Source organism: Pedobacter miscanthi (assembly GCF_032678605.1).
Lineage (GTDB): Bacteria > Bacteroidota > Bacteroidia > Sphingobacteriales > Sphingobacteriaceae > Pedobacter > Pedobacter miscanthi_A.
On sequence record NZ_JAVTSU010000005.1, the window covers coordinates 159535 to 173336 of the forward strand.

Here is a 13802-nt window from a genome sequence, read left to right on the forward strand (position 1 = left end):
CGCGTTTTTTTGCAAAAAATCCATTAATACATGCAATCGAAAAATCGCGCATGCATCAAACGAAATATTTAATCTTGAACTACTGGTTGTGCCCTAACCTTAATTAATCAAAAGACCTCTTGAACGCCAATGGTGAGACTTTGGTTTTGAGTTTGAACAGTTTACTGAAAGATTGCGAGTGTTCAAATCCAATGGCATAGGCTACTTCACTAATGGATAGATTGGTAGTTGATAATTTTTCTTTTGCTTTTTCAATAAGCTTATCATGAATATGCTGTTGTGCATTTTGCCCCGTCAGCGAGCGCAACATGTCACTTAAATAATTTGGTGAAATATTTAAGTTCTCTGCTAAATAATGCACAGTCGGAATGCCTTGTCTTACGGATTTTTCGTCAGAGAAATATTCATCCAGTAACAGCTCAAGCTTTTGTAGTAGGGCATTGCTGGTGGCCTTTCGGGTAATGAACTGACGTTTATAAAAACGCTTGGCATAATTGAGCAATAACTCAATTTGTGTGACAATGACTTCCTGACTAAAATCATCGATTCTGCTGTTTAATTCTTCTTCTATCAGTTTAAAAGTGGAAACGATTGTTGTTTTTTCCTGCTCTGAGAGATGCAACGCTTCATTTGTTGAATAGGAAAAGAATCCATATTGCCTAATGTTTTTGGCTAAAGGATATCCAATTAAAAAGTCAGGGTGAATCAATAGGACATACTCTGAGATTCCATCTTTACTGTCACTGCTTCCGATCAGTTGATTCGGTGCGGCAAATAACAGTCCGCCTTCTGCAAAGTCATAATATCCTTGGCCATATTTTAAAGACCCACTTAGTTTTGTCCGCAGAGATATCTTATAAAAACTAAGGAGATGGCTTCCTGAAGGCCGTACCGTATCACTTACAACTCCGGCAGTGTTTACAAGACTGATGAGTGGATGTGGGGGCTTGGGTAAGCCAAACGCTTGGTGAGCGTTTGATATGGAATCGAATTTCAGGGGGCTACTATCTTTCTTCTTCATAGCGAAACTTTTTAAATTCAAATTATGTTATTTCAAGCCAGCTTGATCATCAACAGTGTTATTAAATTTAGTTTAAATAATCAGTCTGATTATAGTATCCACTTGTGTTATAACGCGTTTGATATTACAAATGTCGGTATTAAACACCTCTATTTTGTAGCCTAATTGAAGGACTTTGTAGCCAAATTAAGAAACCCTGTGTTTTTTTGTCAGATAAAGGTTTTCTGGACATTCCAAAGCTGAATGACCTACTTGTTATGGGCGTTTCATCATAAATTTGCTTGTGTTTTGTACCTTTGGTTTCTCAAAAATATAGTAATCTCATGAAGAAGCCTGCTATTACCTTACATCAAGACGAATTAGGCCCTTTAGAGGTGGATGTGATATCCATTAAAGCCTTGGAGAATTGGGAAGGGACGGCACACCGTGATGATCATTACATGTTTGTAATCCAACAGGATGGGAGTTTTGTATTTGAAGTAGATTTCAAACAGGTTCAGTTATCAGGACCAGCGCTATCTTTTGTCTCACCAGGTCAGGTGCACCGCTATATAAATTTTGAAAATTCGAAAGGTTGGTTGGTATTTGTAGGTACTCAACTGGTCGGTGGTTCGGGGAGGGATGTTCTTAATGCTTACCTGAACCTTCACCAGAGTGCAATCATCAAAAGGGAATTTGCGGTTTTTAAACTATTGGAGGTAATTGAAGACCTACTAGAGGTGGGAAGTATTCCATTGAAGGAGTCACTGATCAGCTCCATCATAGAAACGTTCATAGGGCTTGTTGCTTCTGCAATCCTGAGTACGCAGCATTCGGCCAACCTGATAGGTGGGCGTAAATATCGTACTGCTTTTGGTTTTAAACAATTGGTGGCTAAGAAATTTAGAGAAGTTAAACAGGTGAAGGCTTATGCAGATTTACTCCATATTACCCCGCTCTATCTAAATGAGGTAACCCGAGAGATTACCGGCTTTACTGCTAGCCACTGGATCAATGAGGAAATCATGCTCGAGGCTAAGCGTATGCTGTTCTATACCGCTCTTGATGTCAAACAAATTGCATATGGCCTAGGGTTTGAAGACCATACTTATTTTTCGCGTTTTTTTAAGAAGCACAGCGGAATCTCTGCTTTGACATTCCGAAATGAGAAACCATTATTTGTCCAATCATAGCCATTGAATGGTTATATTTTGAGGCATACCCGCGCTGTACTTTTGTATTCGTAATATTTAACACTTATACAAAATGTCAGCACGAAACAAAATTGCACTTGTAACCGGCGGTAGCCGGGGACTTGGTGAAAACATTGCTTTAAAACTAGCAGCAAAAGGCATAGATGTCATACTTACTTATAATAGTAGGGAGGAAGAAGCTTTTAATGTAGTCGAACGGATAAAAAGCACTGGTGCCAGAGCTGCGTGCCTGCAGCTTAGTAATGAAAACCTCACAGCATTCCCTTCATTCTTTTCCAGACTGGCAATGATCCTTAATGCGGAATTTCAGGCCGAACGTTTTGAATACCTCATCAATAATGCAGGATCAGGGGGGAATGCTGCTTTTGACGCTACTACAGAAGAGATGTTCGACCTGCTAATGAATGTCCTGTTCAAAGGTCCATACTTCTTTACCCAACATGCATTAGGCTATATCAATGACGGTGGGGTCATTGTCAACGTTTCGAGTAGGCTTGCACAATCCAGCGTACCCGGTTATTCCGCTTATGCATCCATGAAAGGTGCCATTGAAACCCTAACCCGTTATCAGGCCAAGGAGCTGGGGACCCGGCGGATCAGGGTCAACTCGGTTGCCCCAGGGCCTACAGCTACAGATTTTGGCGGTGGCATTGTTAAGGAAAATGTTCAGTTTAGGGCAAATGTAACAGCTATGACAGCTCTGGGCCGTGTCGGCGAAGCTGATGATATTGGCGGAGTAGTGGCTTTCCTATGTACTCCGGATGCTTACTGGATCACTGCTCAACGCATTGAGGTATCGGGTGGGATGAACATCTAATTTACTTCCAAAAATGAATTCAATTACTGTAAATAATTCCGAAATAAGATTCGGTAGAGTAATCACACCAATTATCTTATCTGTTTTTGCTGTATATCTCACGATAGGGATGACCTTGGGCGTGTTGCCGGGTTTTGTCAAAAATGATCTCAAGTTTGATAGCGTAATTGTGGGCTTGGTTATAGGCCTTCAGTCCCTCGCTACGCTATTAACACGTGCTTATTCCGGTAAATTAACAGATACCAAGGGGGCTGCTACAAGCAGTCGCAGGGGAATATATCTCATCGTTATATCGGGCATCATGTATATTTCTGCCACCTTTTCAATTGGGAACTTGTGGCTGGCATTGGTGCTTGTGATTATAGCAAGGATTATTCATGGCATATCCGAAAGTCTGTCTATAACCGGTGCCTTAACAAGGGGAATTGCCTTGGTAGGTGCGCAAAAATCAGGCAAGGTCATGACCTGGAACGGTATCGCGATGTATTCAGGTATTGCCTTGGGCGTACCACTGTCGATATGGATGAAAGGGGCTTTTGGGATTATCTATGTATTTACCGCTATGATCGTGCTCTCGGCCATTAGTTGGTTAGCAACATCCAAACTCCCTGTGGTGGTTGTTGAAGCAGGATCTGTCCGCCCGCCCTTTTATAAGGTAATCGGACTAGTATCAGGTCAGGGCCTGGGTCTCGCATTTGCCGCTGTTGGCTTCGCATGTATATCTTCGTTCATTTCCCTGTTGTTCGCAAGCAGGGGGCTAGGGAACCCATCATCAGCTTTTATAAGTTTTGGCGGATGCTATATCCTCACAAGGGTCTTTTGCTCATCATATCCGGATAGGTTTGGTGGCTACAAAGTGGCAATAATATCACTGGTTATAGAGTTGTTCGGCCAACTTCTGATCTGGTACTCTGCTTCGGCACTGGTCGCAGTGATAGGCTGTGGTATCACAGGAATCGGTTTTTCACTTATATTTCCTTCCCTTGGCGTATTGGCGATTAAAAAAGTAAGTCCGCAGATGAGGGGTACGGCACTGGGCGCTTATGCCGCATTTTTCGACCTTTCATTGGGAATTACCGGACCAATTGCAGGCATAGTTGCCAGCTGGTACAGTTATCAAGCTATTTATCTCTTCGGAGGCATCAGTTGTTTACTGGCAATTCTTATTTTATTCTTTTCAAGAAACAGATAAAAACAAAGATCATCAAAAAGCTGCAAAGAATGAAAATCCGATAAGTGTTCGCTTAACGGATTTTCAATGTTTTCAGGTATGGTCTCAAAGAAAGGAATGTTAAATAAGAAGCTTTTTCAAGCTTCAAAATAATGATATGGTTTTATTCCCAATTAGATTTACTATAAAGAGAATTCCTAGATATAGTCAATAAAGGTTTGAAGCAAAACAGTTGGAGCGTTAACGCGCTAGATTAAATTAATTGAGAGCGCTGTCTCAAGATATCCTGCGCTTCCCTCTCCTTCAAAAAACGTTCAGCATCCAATGCAGCTAAGCCGCCAGTGCCAGATGCAGTGAGGGCGCCCCAATTATAGGGATATTGTGCATCTCCACAACAGAATACTCCCTCAATAGCTGTCGAGGTCGAGCCTTTGACCGTTTTGATATAACCAGACTCATTCATGTGCAGCACCTCCCTGAAGAGTTCGGTATTCGGCTGGTTGCCTATGGCAATGAATATGCCTGATACTGGAATCCCCATCTCTTTCCTTGTTTTTTTGTAGAATATCTTAACGCCCGTGACCTTTAAACCATCGCCTAATATCTCGAGGATTTCGGTATTGTACATTATCTCAATATTGGGAGCACTGAGCAAACGGTTTATAAAAGACCCCGATGCCTGAATTTCGTTCTGGCATACCAGCATGTAAACTTTGCTGACCGATCTGGAAAGACTGAGCGCTTCTTCGACAGCAATCTCACCAGCACCTATAACTGCCACATTCTGACCTCTGAAAAAAAAGCCGTCGCATGCCGCGCATCCTGAAACACCAAAACCTTTATATCTTTCCTCTGATTCAAGTCCCAACCATTTATTTGAAACACTTGTCGAAATGATAATGGTTTCTGTAAGCAGTTCTCTGCCATCTTCAGTGCAGATTTGATATGGATAAGAATTAAAGTTCACATCTCGCAGAAAACCTGAGCGGACATCTGTTCCAAAACGTATTGCCTGCCTGTGATAATCTTCCATCATTTCATTTCCTGTGATTCCGTCTGGATAAACCGGGATTTTTTCAGTATCCATTGTTGGAAGTATTTGTCCGCAAGAGCTCCTTTCAGCATACATTACCGGGTGAAGTCCAGCTCGCGCAGCATATATCGCAGCAGTATAGCCGGCAGGCCCTGAGCCAATGATCAGACATCTGATGTGTTCTGTTGCCGTTCGCATAATTGATTAATTTAAAAGACGGCAGCTATTATAGCCGCCGCTTGGGACAGACCAAAATATTTTACTGTTGATAATTTACACTCAATTCGATCTGGACACCTGCAAGTGCTTTAGAGATTACGCAGTTTTCCTTTGCAATAAATGCCTGTCTTTCAAATTCCTCAGATGCAAGGCCTTCGATGGATGTAGCAGTAAGCTCAAGATCTATTTGGCTGATCCCACCTTTTGCCATATCTAGTGTTACTGATGCGGTAGTGTTCATTTCGCCCGGTATAAATCCTTGCTGTGAAAGCGCGTAGGCAATAGCCATGGTGAAACAACCCGCATGTGCTGCAGCGAGAAGTTCTTCCGGATTGGAACCTATGCCTTCTGCAAAACGGGTATTAAAAGAGTATTGGGTTTCATTGAGTACACCGCTTTGGGTGGTTAACTGACCATGACCTGTTTTAAGGTCTCCTAGCCATAAGGCTTTCGCTGTTCTTTTCATGATTTTAACTTATTGTTTTAACAAAGTTCTGCTTAATAGTCGTCCTGTATTTTCACTTAAGTTAAATCTGCCCAAAAAATATCCATCTCTTAACCCAACAAAAAAGATAAGCTGTCCGATTTTCGGGCAGCCCATCTTTTTTTAACTAAAAACTAACAATAAACTAAACTGTTCAACCAGAAAGGACTTGGGTTATTCAGGGGTGACTGGATTTATGGTGGAGAAATGCAGTCAATAGCGTCTGTTTTAACGGTATGGATGTGAGTTGCTGTAACTGAATAAACTTCAATAATATTCTTAATCCTTTTCATTAGGATATTCAACTCTTCCGCATCGATGAAAATCTCAACTGAAATCGCAACAGAACCATCTGCTTTGGGGGATTCTAGCCAAAGACAGATAATTCTAATGAGCTTCTTTTCAATAATACCTGTTACCAAATGTAACAGGCCAGGGCGGGAATCTGCTTTAATTTTTAAGGTATAGTTCGCTTTCATCTTTTTGTTCCGCAGCTTAGATTTTATGGCTTTTGTAAAGCATCAGCTTTTGTTACGGAAGTTTTTTCCAGCAGATAGTTAAAAGTTTTGTACATGTAAACGATAACTATTCTTTTGATCTGAACGCCGAGTCGATCCTTTCATTAAGATCCTCTAAATGCATTTTGGTTTGTCCATTTATCGTTTTCGGTGCAGTTTTAATGGAGTTACTAATTGCTTTTAGTTCACCCTTTACAACTGAACTTACATCGGTTGAAGAAGCTGCCGCAGCGCCCTGACCGTTTACAAAATTTATCAACTGGTTAACATAGCTTTTTTGAAGGTTACGCCTGTAGATGTCGATCTCCGCACCAGTTTTCAGTTCAGTAAAAATTGATCCGGTCAAATCGCCAAGCAAATCGGTAATTTTGTAGGCGCCCTGTCCATCGATGGCTTCCGCAATCATGAGTTTTTTCAAAGTCGTATTATCAAGTAGCTTGCTTGTAACAGGCATTTGTAAAAGTGTAATGATGTAGGTCGGATCGATCCCCGTGATTTCAAGAATTTTCCTGTCCAATAACCACGAAGGGGTTTTGAAAAGTTGCCTGTCCAGAAAGGCCATAGCTTCTTTTTGTTTTGCTGCGGAATTCCGCTGGTAAATGGGACCTTCCTGCTCGACTGTCTTTGGCGTTTCCATTACGCCACCGACATTTCTTGATACATGCCCCATATATTTAACCATCTGGCCTATCAACTGGCTGTACATTGATTTTAGATTGCCATATCCCTCATTATCTGCCTTTGTCCATTCAGGTAGGTTAACAAGTACTCTTTTCAGGTTCTTGATGCCATATTCGCCGGAGATCATAGCATTATCTCCCAAGTCTTCACTTTGGGATCGCGGGTCATCAAGGTTCGCTTCACTACCAAACCATAAACGGTTGTTCTTGAGTTTTTCAATGGTAAGCTTATTTAATATTGGGACCTCAGATGCGGCGTTTTTGTTGTCAAAAAATTTATAGCCCCATTCGATAGCCCAGAAATCATAGTCACCGATGCGCGGATAAATTCCTTTTGGACTGATATTATCTTCCGGTTGAGCAACATAATTGAAACGCGCATAATCCATAATAGACGGCGTGTGTCCGTTAGCCTCAACAAATGCCTTATCCCTCAGTTTTTCCGACGGCACAGTTGAACTCGATCCAAAGTTGTGCCGCAGACCCAAAGTATGACCCACTTCATGAGAGGATACAAACCTGATCAGCTGACCCATTAGTTCATCGCTGAATTCCATTTTTCTTGCACGTGGATCAATTGCAGAAGCCTGAATCATATACCAGTCATGCACAAGTTTCATTACGTTATGATACCAGTTGATGTGGCTTTCAATAATCTCGCCGCTTCTAGGATCGGCAATACTGGGACCTGTAGCATTTGGCAGTTCAGATGGTTTATATACAATTGCTGAATGTTGCGCATCTTCCAGACTCCAGGTAGAATCCTGTTTGTTTGTGGGTGCTACTTTTGCGATAATAGCATTTTTAAATCCAGCTTTTTCAAACGCTTTCTGCCAGTCATTTACCCCAGCGATAAGGTAAGGAATCCATTTTTTTGGTGTTGCAGGATCAATATAATATACGATAGGTTTTTTTGGCTCCACCAATATTCCCTTTTTGTAAGCCGCAATATCTTCAGGTTTTGGTTCCAGTCTCCAGCGCCTTATCATTTCGACTTCTTTTATACCCTGCGGGTTAGCATCAAAGTCTGTGTAACCAACTGTGAAATAGCCAATTCTTGCATCTGAGTATCTTGGCTTCATTGGTACTTTAGGTAACATAACCATTGAAACATTCAACTCTACAGTAGCTGAACTTGATTGGGAACTCATATCAATGTCACCAGCAGATCCAGGTTTTGGTGGAGCAGGAGTGAGCATATATGTTTTTACAACACTGATCTCCACATTTTTAGGAAAACTTTTTATCCCTACAATATAACTTTTGTCAAGCTGTGGCGCACTGAAACGGAAACCAGCTTTACCAACCGCGGAGCCAAAATAGAAAATATCATTATCACTATTAATGTAATCGGTCATATCTACAACACTGCCCTTCTTATCAGCCGAGTAAGCCGCAATGGCGAATGATGCGGCGATTGGCTGGATATTAGAGCGCTGTAGGTTCTGGTACATCGCTGTAGTACTATCCGTTCCATATGTTTTATATGAAATTTTGCGCATAAAAATTCTGTTGGAAGGACCTTTGTCAAAACGGATGACTGTACTTCCGAGCTGATCTCCTGCGTAACCAATTGTCGACCCGCCTTTTGAAATACGGCTCACAACCAAAATATCCCTGCCTAATGTGCTATCGGAAATTTCAAAGAAATATTTGTCCTCAAGTCTATGAGTGGTGATCATTCCCTTGCGTGTTACTGCTTTCTCGGTGATGACCTGCTCAAAAGGCTTAGGCAGATTCTTGTTAGCTGCTGGAAGGACAGGAGCTCCTGGTTTCTTTAACGAATCTGCAGGAGTGGTTGTTGGGATAGCCGGTTTTGTTTGAGCACTGGCAACGAAAACTGATGTTATACCCAATAAGGTAAACATTATAAATCTTTTCATGAATGGGTTTTATTATCAATGAGCTTTCCCTTGTAGGCACACTCAGACTGAATTCATTTGATCAACTGCTTTAATTTCTCGGTAAGCGCTTCGCCTCTTAAATTTTTTCCAATAATCATTCCCTGGGGATCGATTAATAAATTCTGCGGGACAGAATTAATGCCGTAAGTCAGGGCGACTTCATTTTTCCAGCCGTTCAGATCACTCACTTGGATCCATGGTAGCCCGTCGCTTTTAACTGCTGCCGCCCAAGCACCCTTGCTGCCAGGATAATCCAATGATATACCGACAATCTCAAAGTTCTTGCCTTTAAGTTCATTATAAGCCTTTACTACATTCGGATTTTCCGCTCGGCATGGTGCACACCAGCTGGCCCAAAAATCCAGAAGTACGTACTTGCCGCGTAAAGAAGACAATGTAAACGGCTTTCCATTTAGATCATTCTGTGTAAAATCAGTTGCTTTGGTACCGGGTTGGGCCCGTTTAGCAATATTTATCCTCTCAAGCGTTTTTTTGCCAAGTGGAGACGACTTTAGTTCGGCTGAAAAATTATTGAACAGCAATTCCATTTCAGCGGGTATAAATTTTTGGTCCAGTATCTCGTTAAAGGTAAACAGTCCCATGAAGGACTTTGGGTGGGATGTCGCAAACATCAGCCTAATGTTCCTAAGTTCTTCTACTGTTTTCTGGACGCTCTCGCCAGCATTTCTGCGGACATCCAGTGGATATAGAGAAGCACCATCATTGTTTTTTTTTCCGAATTCGTCCTGTATTCGGATTATTGTTCTTATCATCAAGCTGGATATTGCTTCTAGGTCCCTGTGTTCACGATCTGCCACAGAACCAGTAACTGCAGCATATTTAATCGAATCTTTGGCTGTAAAGCTGATTTGCGAGTTTTCTAAAAAAAACTCCAGTATATCCGGTCGGTATTTTGCCTCCGGTGTATTGATGCGTTTCACCCTTATGGCAGCCTGCTGCGGTTCGGTTACACTTCCGTTAAACTGAAACTGGCCATTAATCAATGTCGCTGAATCGGTATCCTTAAATTGATTTGACTGCATAGTTATCAGGTAAACTTTTGCAGGTTCATTCAAGCCGGAAATTTTTCCGCTTATAGTATAGCTTTTTTGAGCCGCTCCAAAAAAGGGGAGCAGCATAAGCATTGGAATAATTGTTTTTTTCATTTTATCTGGGAATTCACGTCGTTGGATAAGGAATGACATTATTTTGAGCCTAATAGCTCAGCTAATTTTTTTTCTAGTTCATCTCCTCTTAAGTTTTTAGCAAGGATTTTGCCCTCTGGTGAGATTAAAAAATTAGCGGGAATTGCTTCAACACCATAGGCAAGGGCCGCCTGGCTGTTTGCTCCTTTTAGTTCTGAGGTCTGTGTCCATGGCATGCCGTCCTGTTCAATGGCATGCAGCCATGCTTTTTTGCTATCCTCTTCGTCTATTGAAACGCCAAGGATTGTGAAATTCTTGGTTTTGTATTTGTTGTAGGCTTTCAGCAAATTTGGGTTTTCGGCCCTGCAGGGTTTGCACCAGGATGCCCAGAAATCAACAAGGACATACTGACCCTTAAAATCGGATAACTTTACAGGTTTTCCCGTCGGATCATTTTGGGTAAAGTCAGTTGCGGTTACCCCAACGTTGGTTTTCTTTCCTTTTTCAATAATGGCTGCAACTCTTTTTCCCGGAACTGATTCACGCAATCCAGGCGTAAATTTGGCGAATCTATTCGCTGCCGTGTCGGGATCAAAATCATACGCAAGTTCAAGTTCTTTGAAAACAACCAATGATATGAAGGAGTTTAAATGGCTTGAAATAAAGACCCGGTTCACACTATCATATCCTACCTGAGCCGCACGCATTGGAATACCAAGTGCTTTTCCCAAAGCAAGATCTTTCTTCTGTTCAGCGCTCCAGCTATTATAAACCCTCATTACTGAGTCCGCAATCCTTCGGTAAGGTCTTTGCATTGCTCTTAAAAGCTGGTTTTCATCATTTGATTTTGAACCTTTTACTGTCGCTTTCCAAAGGGAATCCTTTGCGGAGACCATGATCACTGAATTTTCTAGGTAAAATGTAAGCTCTGATTCATTTTGTGTTTTGTAAGTACCGTTAACTAGTGGCTTAAGGATAAGATATGCCTCCACAGGGTTGTTTACTTTTCCGTTAAAGGTAAACTGTCCGTTTTCAACTTTTACCGAATCTAAAACCTTTTTCCCCAAACTGCTATAGTTCAGATAGGCCATTGCCGGACCTTGTTTTGTAGTAATATTTCCTTTAACGGTAAACTGACTTTGTGCCCTGACACCTATGGTCAGCAGGCAGATGCAGGTCAGGATAAATTTTATGTTTTTCATTTCTGTTTATGTTATTGTTTGTAGTTTCTGGCTGTAACATTTTGATCGTTACAGCCAGTTCTTATTGTTATTATGTTTGGGTTTACTTAAGGGACCAGTGCTATGCCGCTCACGAATACAACAGGAAGGTTTGAGTATTTGGCGGCGGCCAAAACAGTAAAACGCAGATATCTGGCAGTTGTTAACCCTAAATCGAGGGTCTGCTCGTTATTAACAAGGTTGCCGGCGAAAATCCCTTTGTTTACCCAGGTCGTACCGTTCATGCTCGTTTCGATCTGTATCGAAGTGGGATGTCCACCTGAAGCCGGATACGGAAGTATGGTAGGATAGAAATACCTTACGCCAGTAAAAGTGTAATCATCGTTAAAATTGATTGTAACAAACTGAGGCATCTGCTGTGTGGTACTGCTGAGCCAATAGGTGGTCTTGTCATTGTCATCCCTCACTTGGACTGCTCCAACCGTGGCACTGTTTTGTGAAGAAAACGCGGCTATGGTCCAGGTATCCCTTGGAATGAACTGCGCCTTTTGGGTTTTGAATACGTAATAGACAACCTTGGTGGTCGCGGGACCTTCTATTTTACCATCTACGGACTGAATCACAATGGGCAAAACATAGGTGGTTCGCCCTTTTAATTTAGTTTGCTGCCCAATGTTGAGCTGCGCAGGCTCAGAAACCGAGGAACCGGCCCTGATTACCGTGTTAGCTTTATAAAACAGATAGGAACTGGCCGGTAGCAGTACCGCATTGCCATATTTCGCACGGAAGTCTGTGATTTTAGTGGTATCTACCCCAAAACTTACCTGATGATCACTTGAAGAGGTATTACCAGACAAGGCCGCCTTAATATCAAAGACCATAGCCACATTGTCAATGATAGGCAGTGATATTTCCACAGAGTCCTTTGCTGATGGGAAATCGAAAGAAACACTTGCATCGGGTAAAGAAATTGTTCCCTTTTCTTTGCTGCATGCCGCCATGAACATCATTAGCGAGCAGATTGTAAATATTTTTAATTTGCGCATGTCCTTATTTGTTATGGGTTTTGTTGCATATCTGGGTTAAAACTGATAACCTGAAAAGGGATCTGTAGTGTATAGCGGTTGCTATGTGGAGGTAGCGTTACAATCGCAGTATTCTGTGCATTATAACGCGTTACTGTTCCCATTCTGTTCTCCTTGTCAAGTCGGCGCATGTCGAACCAGCGCAGACCGTTAAATGGTATTTCGTGACGTCTTTCTAGAAAAACCTGATCGAGGACCGCAGTCTGATCACTGGAAGAGTAATCTGTATAGTTTGAAAACCTATTTCTGCGGATATCGTTCAATTGGGTCAACGCTTCAGTCAGATCACCACTGCGTGCGGCACATTCTGCTATGGTCAATTTCATCTCCTGCACAGAGGTTCCTGGATTTCCATACTGTAGTGTAGGTGAGATATATACCGGTGCATATAAGGTAGCTCCTCTTGTGGTAAAGGTATAACCATCCCCACCAGAATATAGTTTTCGTACCCTAAGATCATTCGTTGCAAACGAACGCATAAAATCAAGTTGTGCGGGATACAGAGGCAAAAAAATCCTGCCATAGATCACATCAGGATGTATGCTTATAAAATTAGTTGCCGGAAGCGCAGCGTTAAAATTGATCATTACCGCTTTGGTATTAGAAAGGGCAAGTTCTGCGTATCTGCGGGCTTCGGGGTAATTTCTCATGTAAAAGTATGTCCTGGCCAGCACACTATAACCAGCCGCTTTTGATCCGCGTAAACGGTTTGCAGAGTTGTCAGATGGAAGATCTGCTATTGCGCTGTTCACATCATCTATAATGTGCTGATGGATCTCCGCTACCGAACTTCTGCCAGGAACTTTTTGGCTTACATCATTAGAAGTTACAAAAGGAACCCCAGGGTCCTGTTGAGCGGTTGCACCATCGTAAGGCTTACCATATTCATTAACAAGGTAAAAATACTCCAGTGCCCGGCCTAATAATGCCTCTGCTTTAATGCTTCTTTTTTTTGCAGCCGATCCGCCTGTTGCATTATCGATTCCAGCCAATACTGAATTGTAAAGGTTGATCCTGCCATAATGGTCGCCCCACATTGGGGGAGAGCTGTTGATGTCGGTCGTAAACTGCAATGACCAGGTATAAACCAGCTCAGTTGGATCTATTGCAGGGGTCTTAACGGTGACAAAATCGTAATTGTCACTTAGAATATTTAAATAGGTATATGCAGATGGTGCCGTGGCTCCCTGAAAAAACTTGTCATCGTTCAAAAACTGATCGTAATTGTCGACAGTGGAAAGCAGTGTTTTTCCCTTTGGCGTAATATCCAGATATTTATCACATCCAGTAAATGCCAGACAGCAGGCCAGCATATAAATAAAATTTATCTTTTGATTCTTCATTTCGTTAC

At 41.9% G+C, this 13802-nt stretch carries 12 protein-coding genes; 3 read left to right on the forward strand and 9 right to left on the reverse strand.

The genetic code is table 11. From position 1 onward, the window contains the following. Nucleotides 1-103: 103 nt before the first annotated feature. Nucleotides 104-1021 carry a helix-turn-helix transcriptional regulator gene (locus tag R2R28_RS09480; protein WP_316825437.1) on the reverse strand — a complete coding sequence of 306 codons (918 nt, stop codon included), beginning with the start codon at nt 1019-1021 and terminating at the stop codon, nt 104-106. Nucleotides 1022-1344: 323 nt separating this feature from the next. Here R2R28_RS09480 and R2R28_RS09485 point away from each other — a divergent pair, with 323 nt between their 5' ends. The 3 genes from R2R28_RS09485 to R2R28_RS09495 all read left to right on the forward strand — a co-directional run bounded on the left by R2R28_RS09485 (nt 1345) and on the right by R2R28_RS09495 (nt 4223). After that, complete coding sequence (locus tag R2R28_RS09485; protein ID WP_316825438.1) at nt 1345-2193, forward strand: helix-turn-helix domain-containing protein; 849 nt, start codon at nt 1345-1347, stop codon at nt 2191-2193. 73 nt (nt 2194-2266) lie between these two features. Then, entirely contained in the window at nt 2267-3031 is a 765-nt protein-coding gene (locus R2R28_RS09490) for an SDR family NAD(P)-dependent oxidoreductase (protein ID WP_316825439.1), read from the forward strand. 13 nt (nt 3032-3044) lie between these two features. After that, nucleotides 3045-4223: an MFS transporter gene (locus R2R28_RS09495; RefSeq protein ID WP_316825440.1), complete on the forward strand. Its 1179-nt coding sequence runs from the start codon at nt 3045-3047 to the stop codon at nt 4221-4223. 232 nt (nt 4224-4455) lie between these two features. Here the strand turns inward: R2R28_RS09495 and R2R28_RS09500 are convergent, their stop codons facing one another. The 8 genes from R2R28_RS09500 to R2R28_RS09535 form a co-directional block, all read right to left on the reverse strand. Further along, nucleotides 4456-5433, reverse strand: coding sequence for an NAD(P)/FAD-dependent oxidoreductase (locus tag R2R28_RS09500; RefSeq protein ID WP_316825441.1), 978 nt, complete (start codon nt 5431-5433; stop codon nt 4456-4458). Nucleotides 5434-5494: 61 nt separating this feature from the next. After that, nucleotides 5495-5920: an OsmC family peroxiredoxin gene (locus tag R2R28_RS09505; RefSeq protein WP_316825442.1), complete on the reverse strand. Its 426-nt coding sequence runs from the start codon at nt 5918-5920 to the stop codon at nt 5495-5497. A gap of 212 nt (nt 5921-6132) precedes the next feature. After that, nucleotides 6133-6417: an ACT domain-containing protein gene (locus tag R2R28_RS09510; protein WP_316825443.1), complete on the reverse strand. Its 285-nt coding sequence runs from the start codon at nt 6415-6417 to the stop codon at nt 6133-6135. Between the two features lie 106 nt (nt 6418-6523). After that, the gene (locus R2R28_RS09515; RefSeq protein WP_316825444.1) at nt 6524-9019 is read right to left on the reverse strand and encodes a zinc-dependent metalloprotease; all 2496 of its coding nucleotides are present in this window, start codon (nt 9017-9019) and stop codon (nt 6524-6526) included. 53 nt (nt 9020-9072) lie between these two features. Next, nucleotides 9073-10206, reverse strand: a complete 1134-nt coding sequence (locus R2R28_RS09520; RefSeq protein WP_316825445.1) for a TlpA disulfide reductase family protein — start codon at nt 10204-10206, stop codon at nt 9073-9075. 38 nt (nt 10207-10244) lie between these two features. Beyond that, nucleotides 10245-11387 carry a TlpA disulfide reductase family protein gene (locus R2R28_RS09525; protein WP_316825446.1) on the reverse strand — a complete coding sequence of 381 codons (1143 nt, stop codon included), beginning with the start codon at nt 11385-11387 and terminating at the stop codon, nt 10245-10247. An 86-nt stretch (nt 11388-11473) separates the two neighbouring features. Further along, entirely contained in the window at nt 11474-12367 is an 894-nt protein-coding gene (locus R2R28_RS09530) for a BT_3987 domain-containing protein (RefSeq protein WP_316825447.1), read from the reverse strand. A 56-nt stretch (nt 12368-12423) separates the two neighbouring features. Then, on the reverse strand, nt 12424-13794 hold the full coding sequence (locus tag R2R28_RS09535; RefSeq protein WP_316825448.1) for a RagB/SusD family nutrient uptake outer membrane protein: 1371 nt from the start codon (nt 13792-13794) through the stop codon (nt 12424-12426). Nucleotides 13795-13802 lie beyond the last annotated feature (8 nt).

What these genes read in the sequence shown, in the direction of transcription:
- R2R28_RS09480 (WP_316825437.1), bottom strand. Translation starts at nt 1,021, where the DNA reads ATGAAGAAGAAAGATAGTAGCCCCCTGAAATTCGATTCCATATCAAAC.
- R2R28_RS09485 (WP_316825438.1), top strand. Translation starts at nt 1,345, where the DNA reads ATGAAGAAGCCTGCTATTACCTTACATCAAGACGAATTAGGCCCTTTA.
- R2R28_RS09490 (WP_316825439.1), top strand. Translation starts at nt 2,267, where the DNA reads ATGTCAGCACGAAACAAAATTGCACTTGTAACCGGCGGTAGCCGGGGA.
- R2R28_RS09495 (WP_316825440.1), top strand. Translation starts at nt 3,045, where the DNA reads ATGAATTCAATTACTGTAAATAATTCCGAAATAAGATTCGGTAGAGTA.
- R2R28_RS09500 (WP_316825441.1), bottom strand. Translation starts at nt 5,433, where the DNA reads ATGCGAACGGCAACAGAACACATCAGATGTCTGATCATTGGCTCAGGG.
- R2R28_RS09505 (WP_316825442.1), bottom strand. Translation starts at nt 5,920, where the DNA reads ATGAAAAGAACAGCGAAAGCCTTATGGCTAGGAGACCTTAAAACAGGT.
- R2R28_RS09510 (WP_316825443.1), bottom strand. Translation starts at nt 6,417, where the DNA reads ATGAAAGCGAACTATACCTTAAAAATTAAAGCAGATTCCCGCCCTGGC.
- R2R28_RS09515 (WP_316825444.1), bottom strand. Translation starts at nt 9,019, where the DNA reads ATGAAAAGATTTATAATGTTTACCTTATTGGGTATAACATCAGTTTTC.
- R2R28_RS09520 (WP_316825445.1), bottom strand. Translation starts at nt 10,206, where the DNA reads ATGAAAAAAACAATTATTCCAATGCTTATGCTGCTCCCCTTTTTTGGA.
- R2R28_RS09525 (WP_316825446.1), bottom strand. Translation starts at nt 11,387, where the DNA reads ATGAAAAACATAAAATTTATCCTGACCTGCATCTGCCTGCTGACCATA.
- R2R28_RS09530 (WP_316825447.1), bottom strand. Translation starts at nt 12,367, where the DNA reads ATGGCGGCATGCAGCAAAGAAAAGGGAACAATTTCTTTACCCGATGCA.
- R2R28_RS09535 (WP_316825448.1), bottom strand. Translation starts at nt 13,794, where the DNA reads ATGAAGAATCAAAAGATAAATTTTATTTATATGCTGGCCTGCTGTCTG.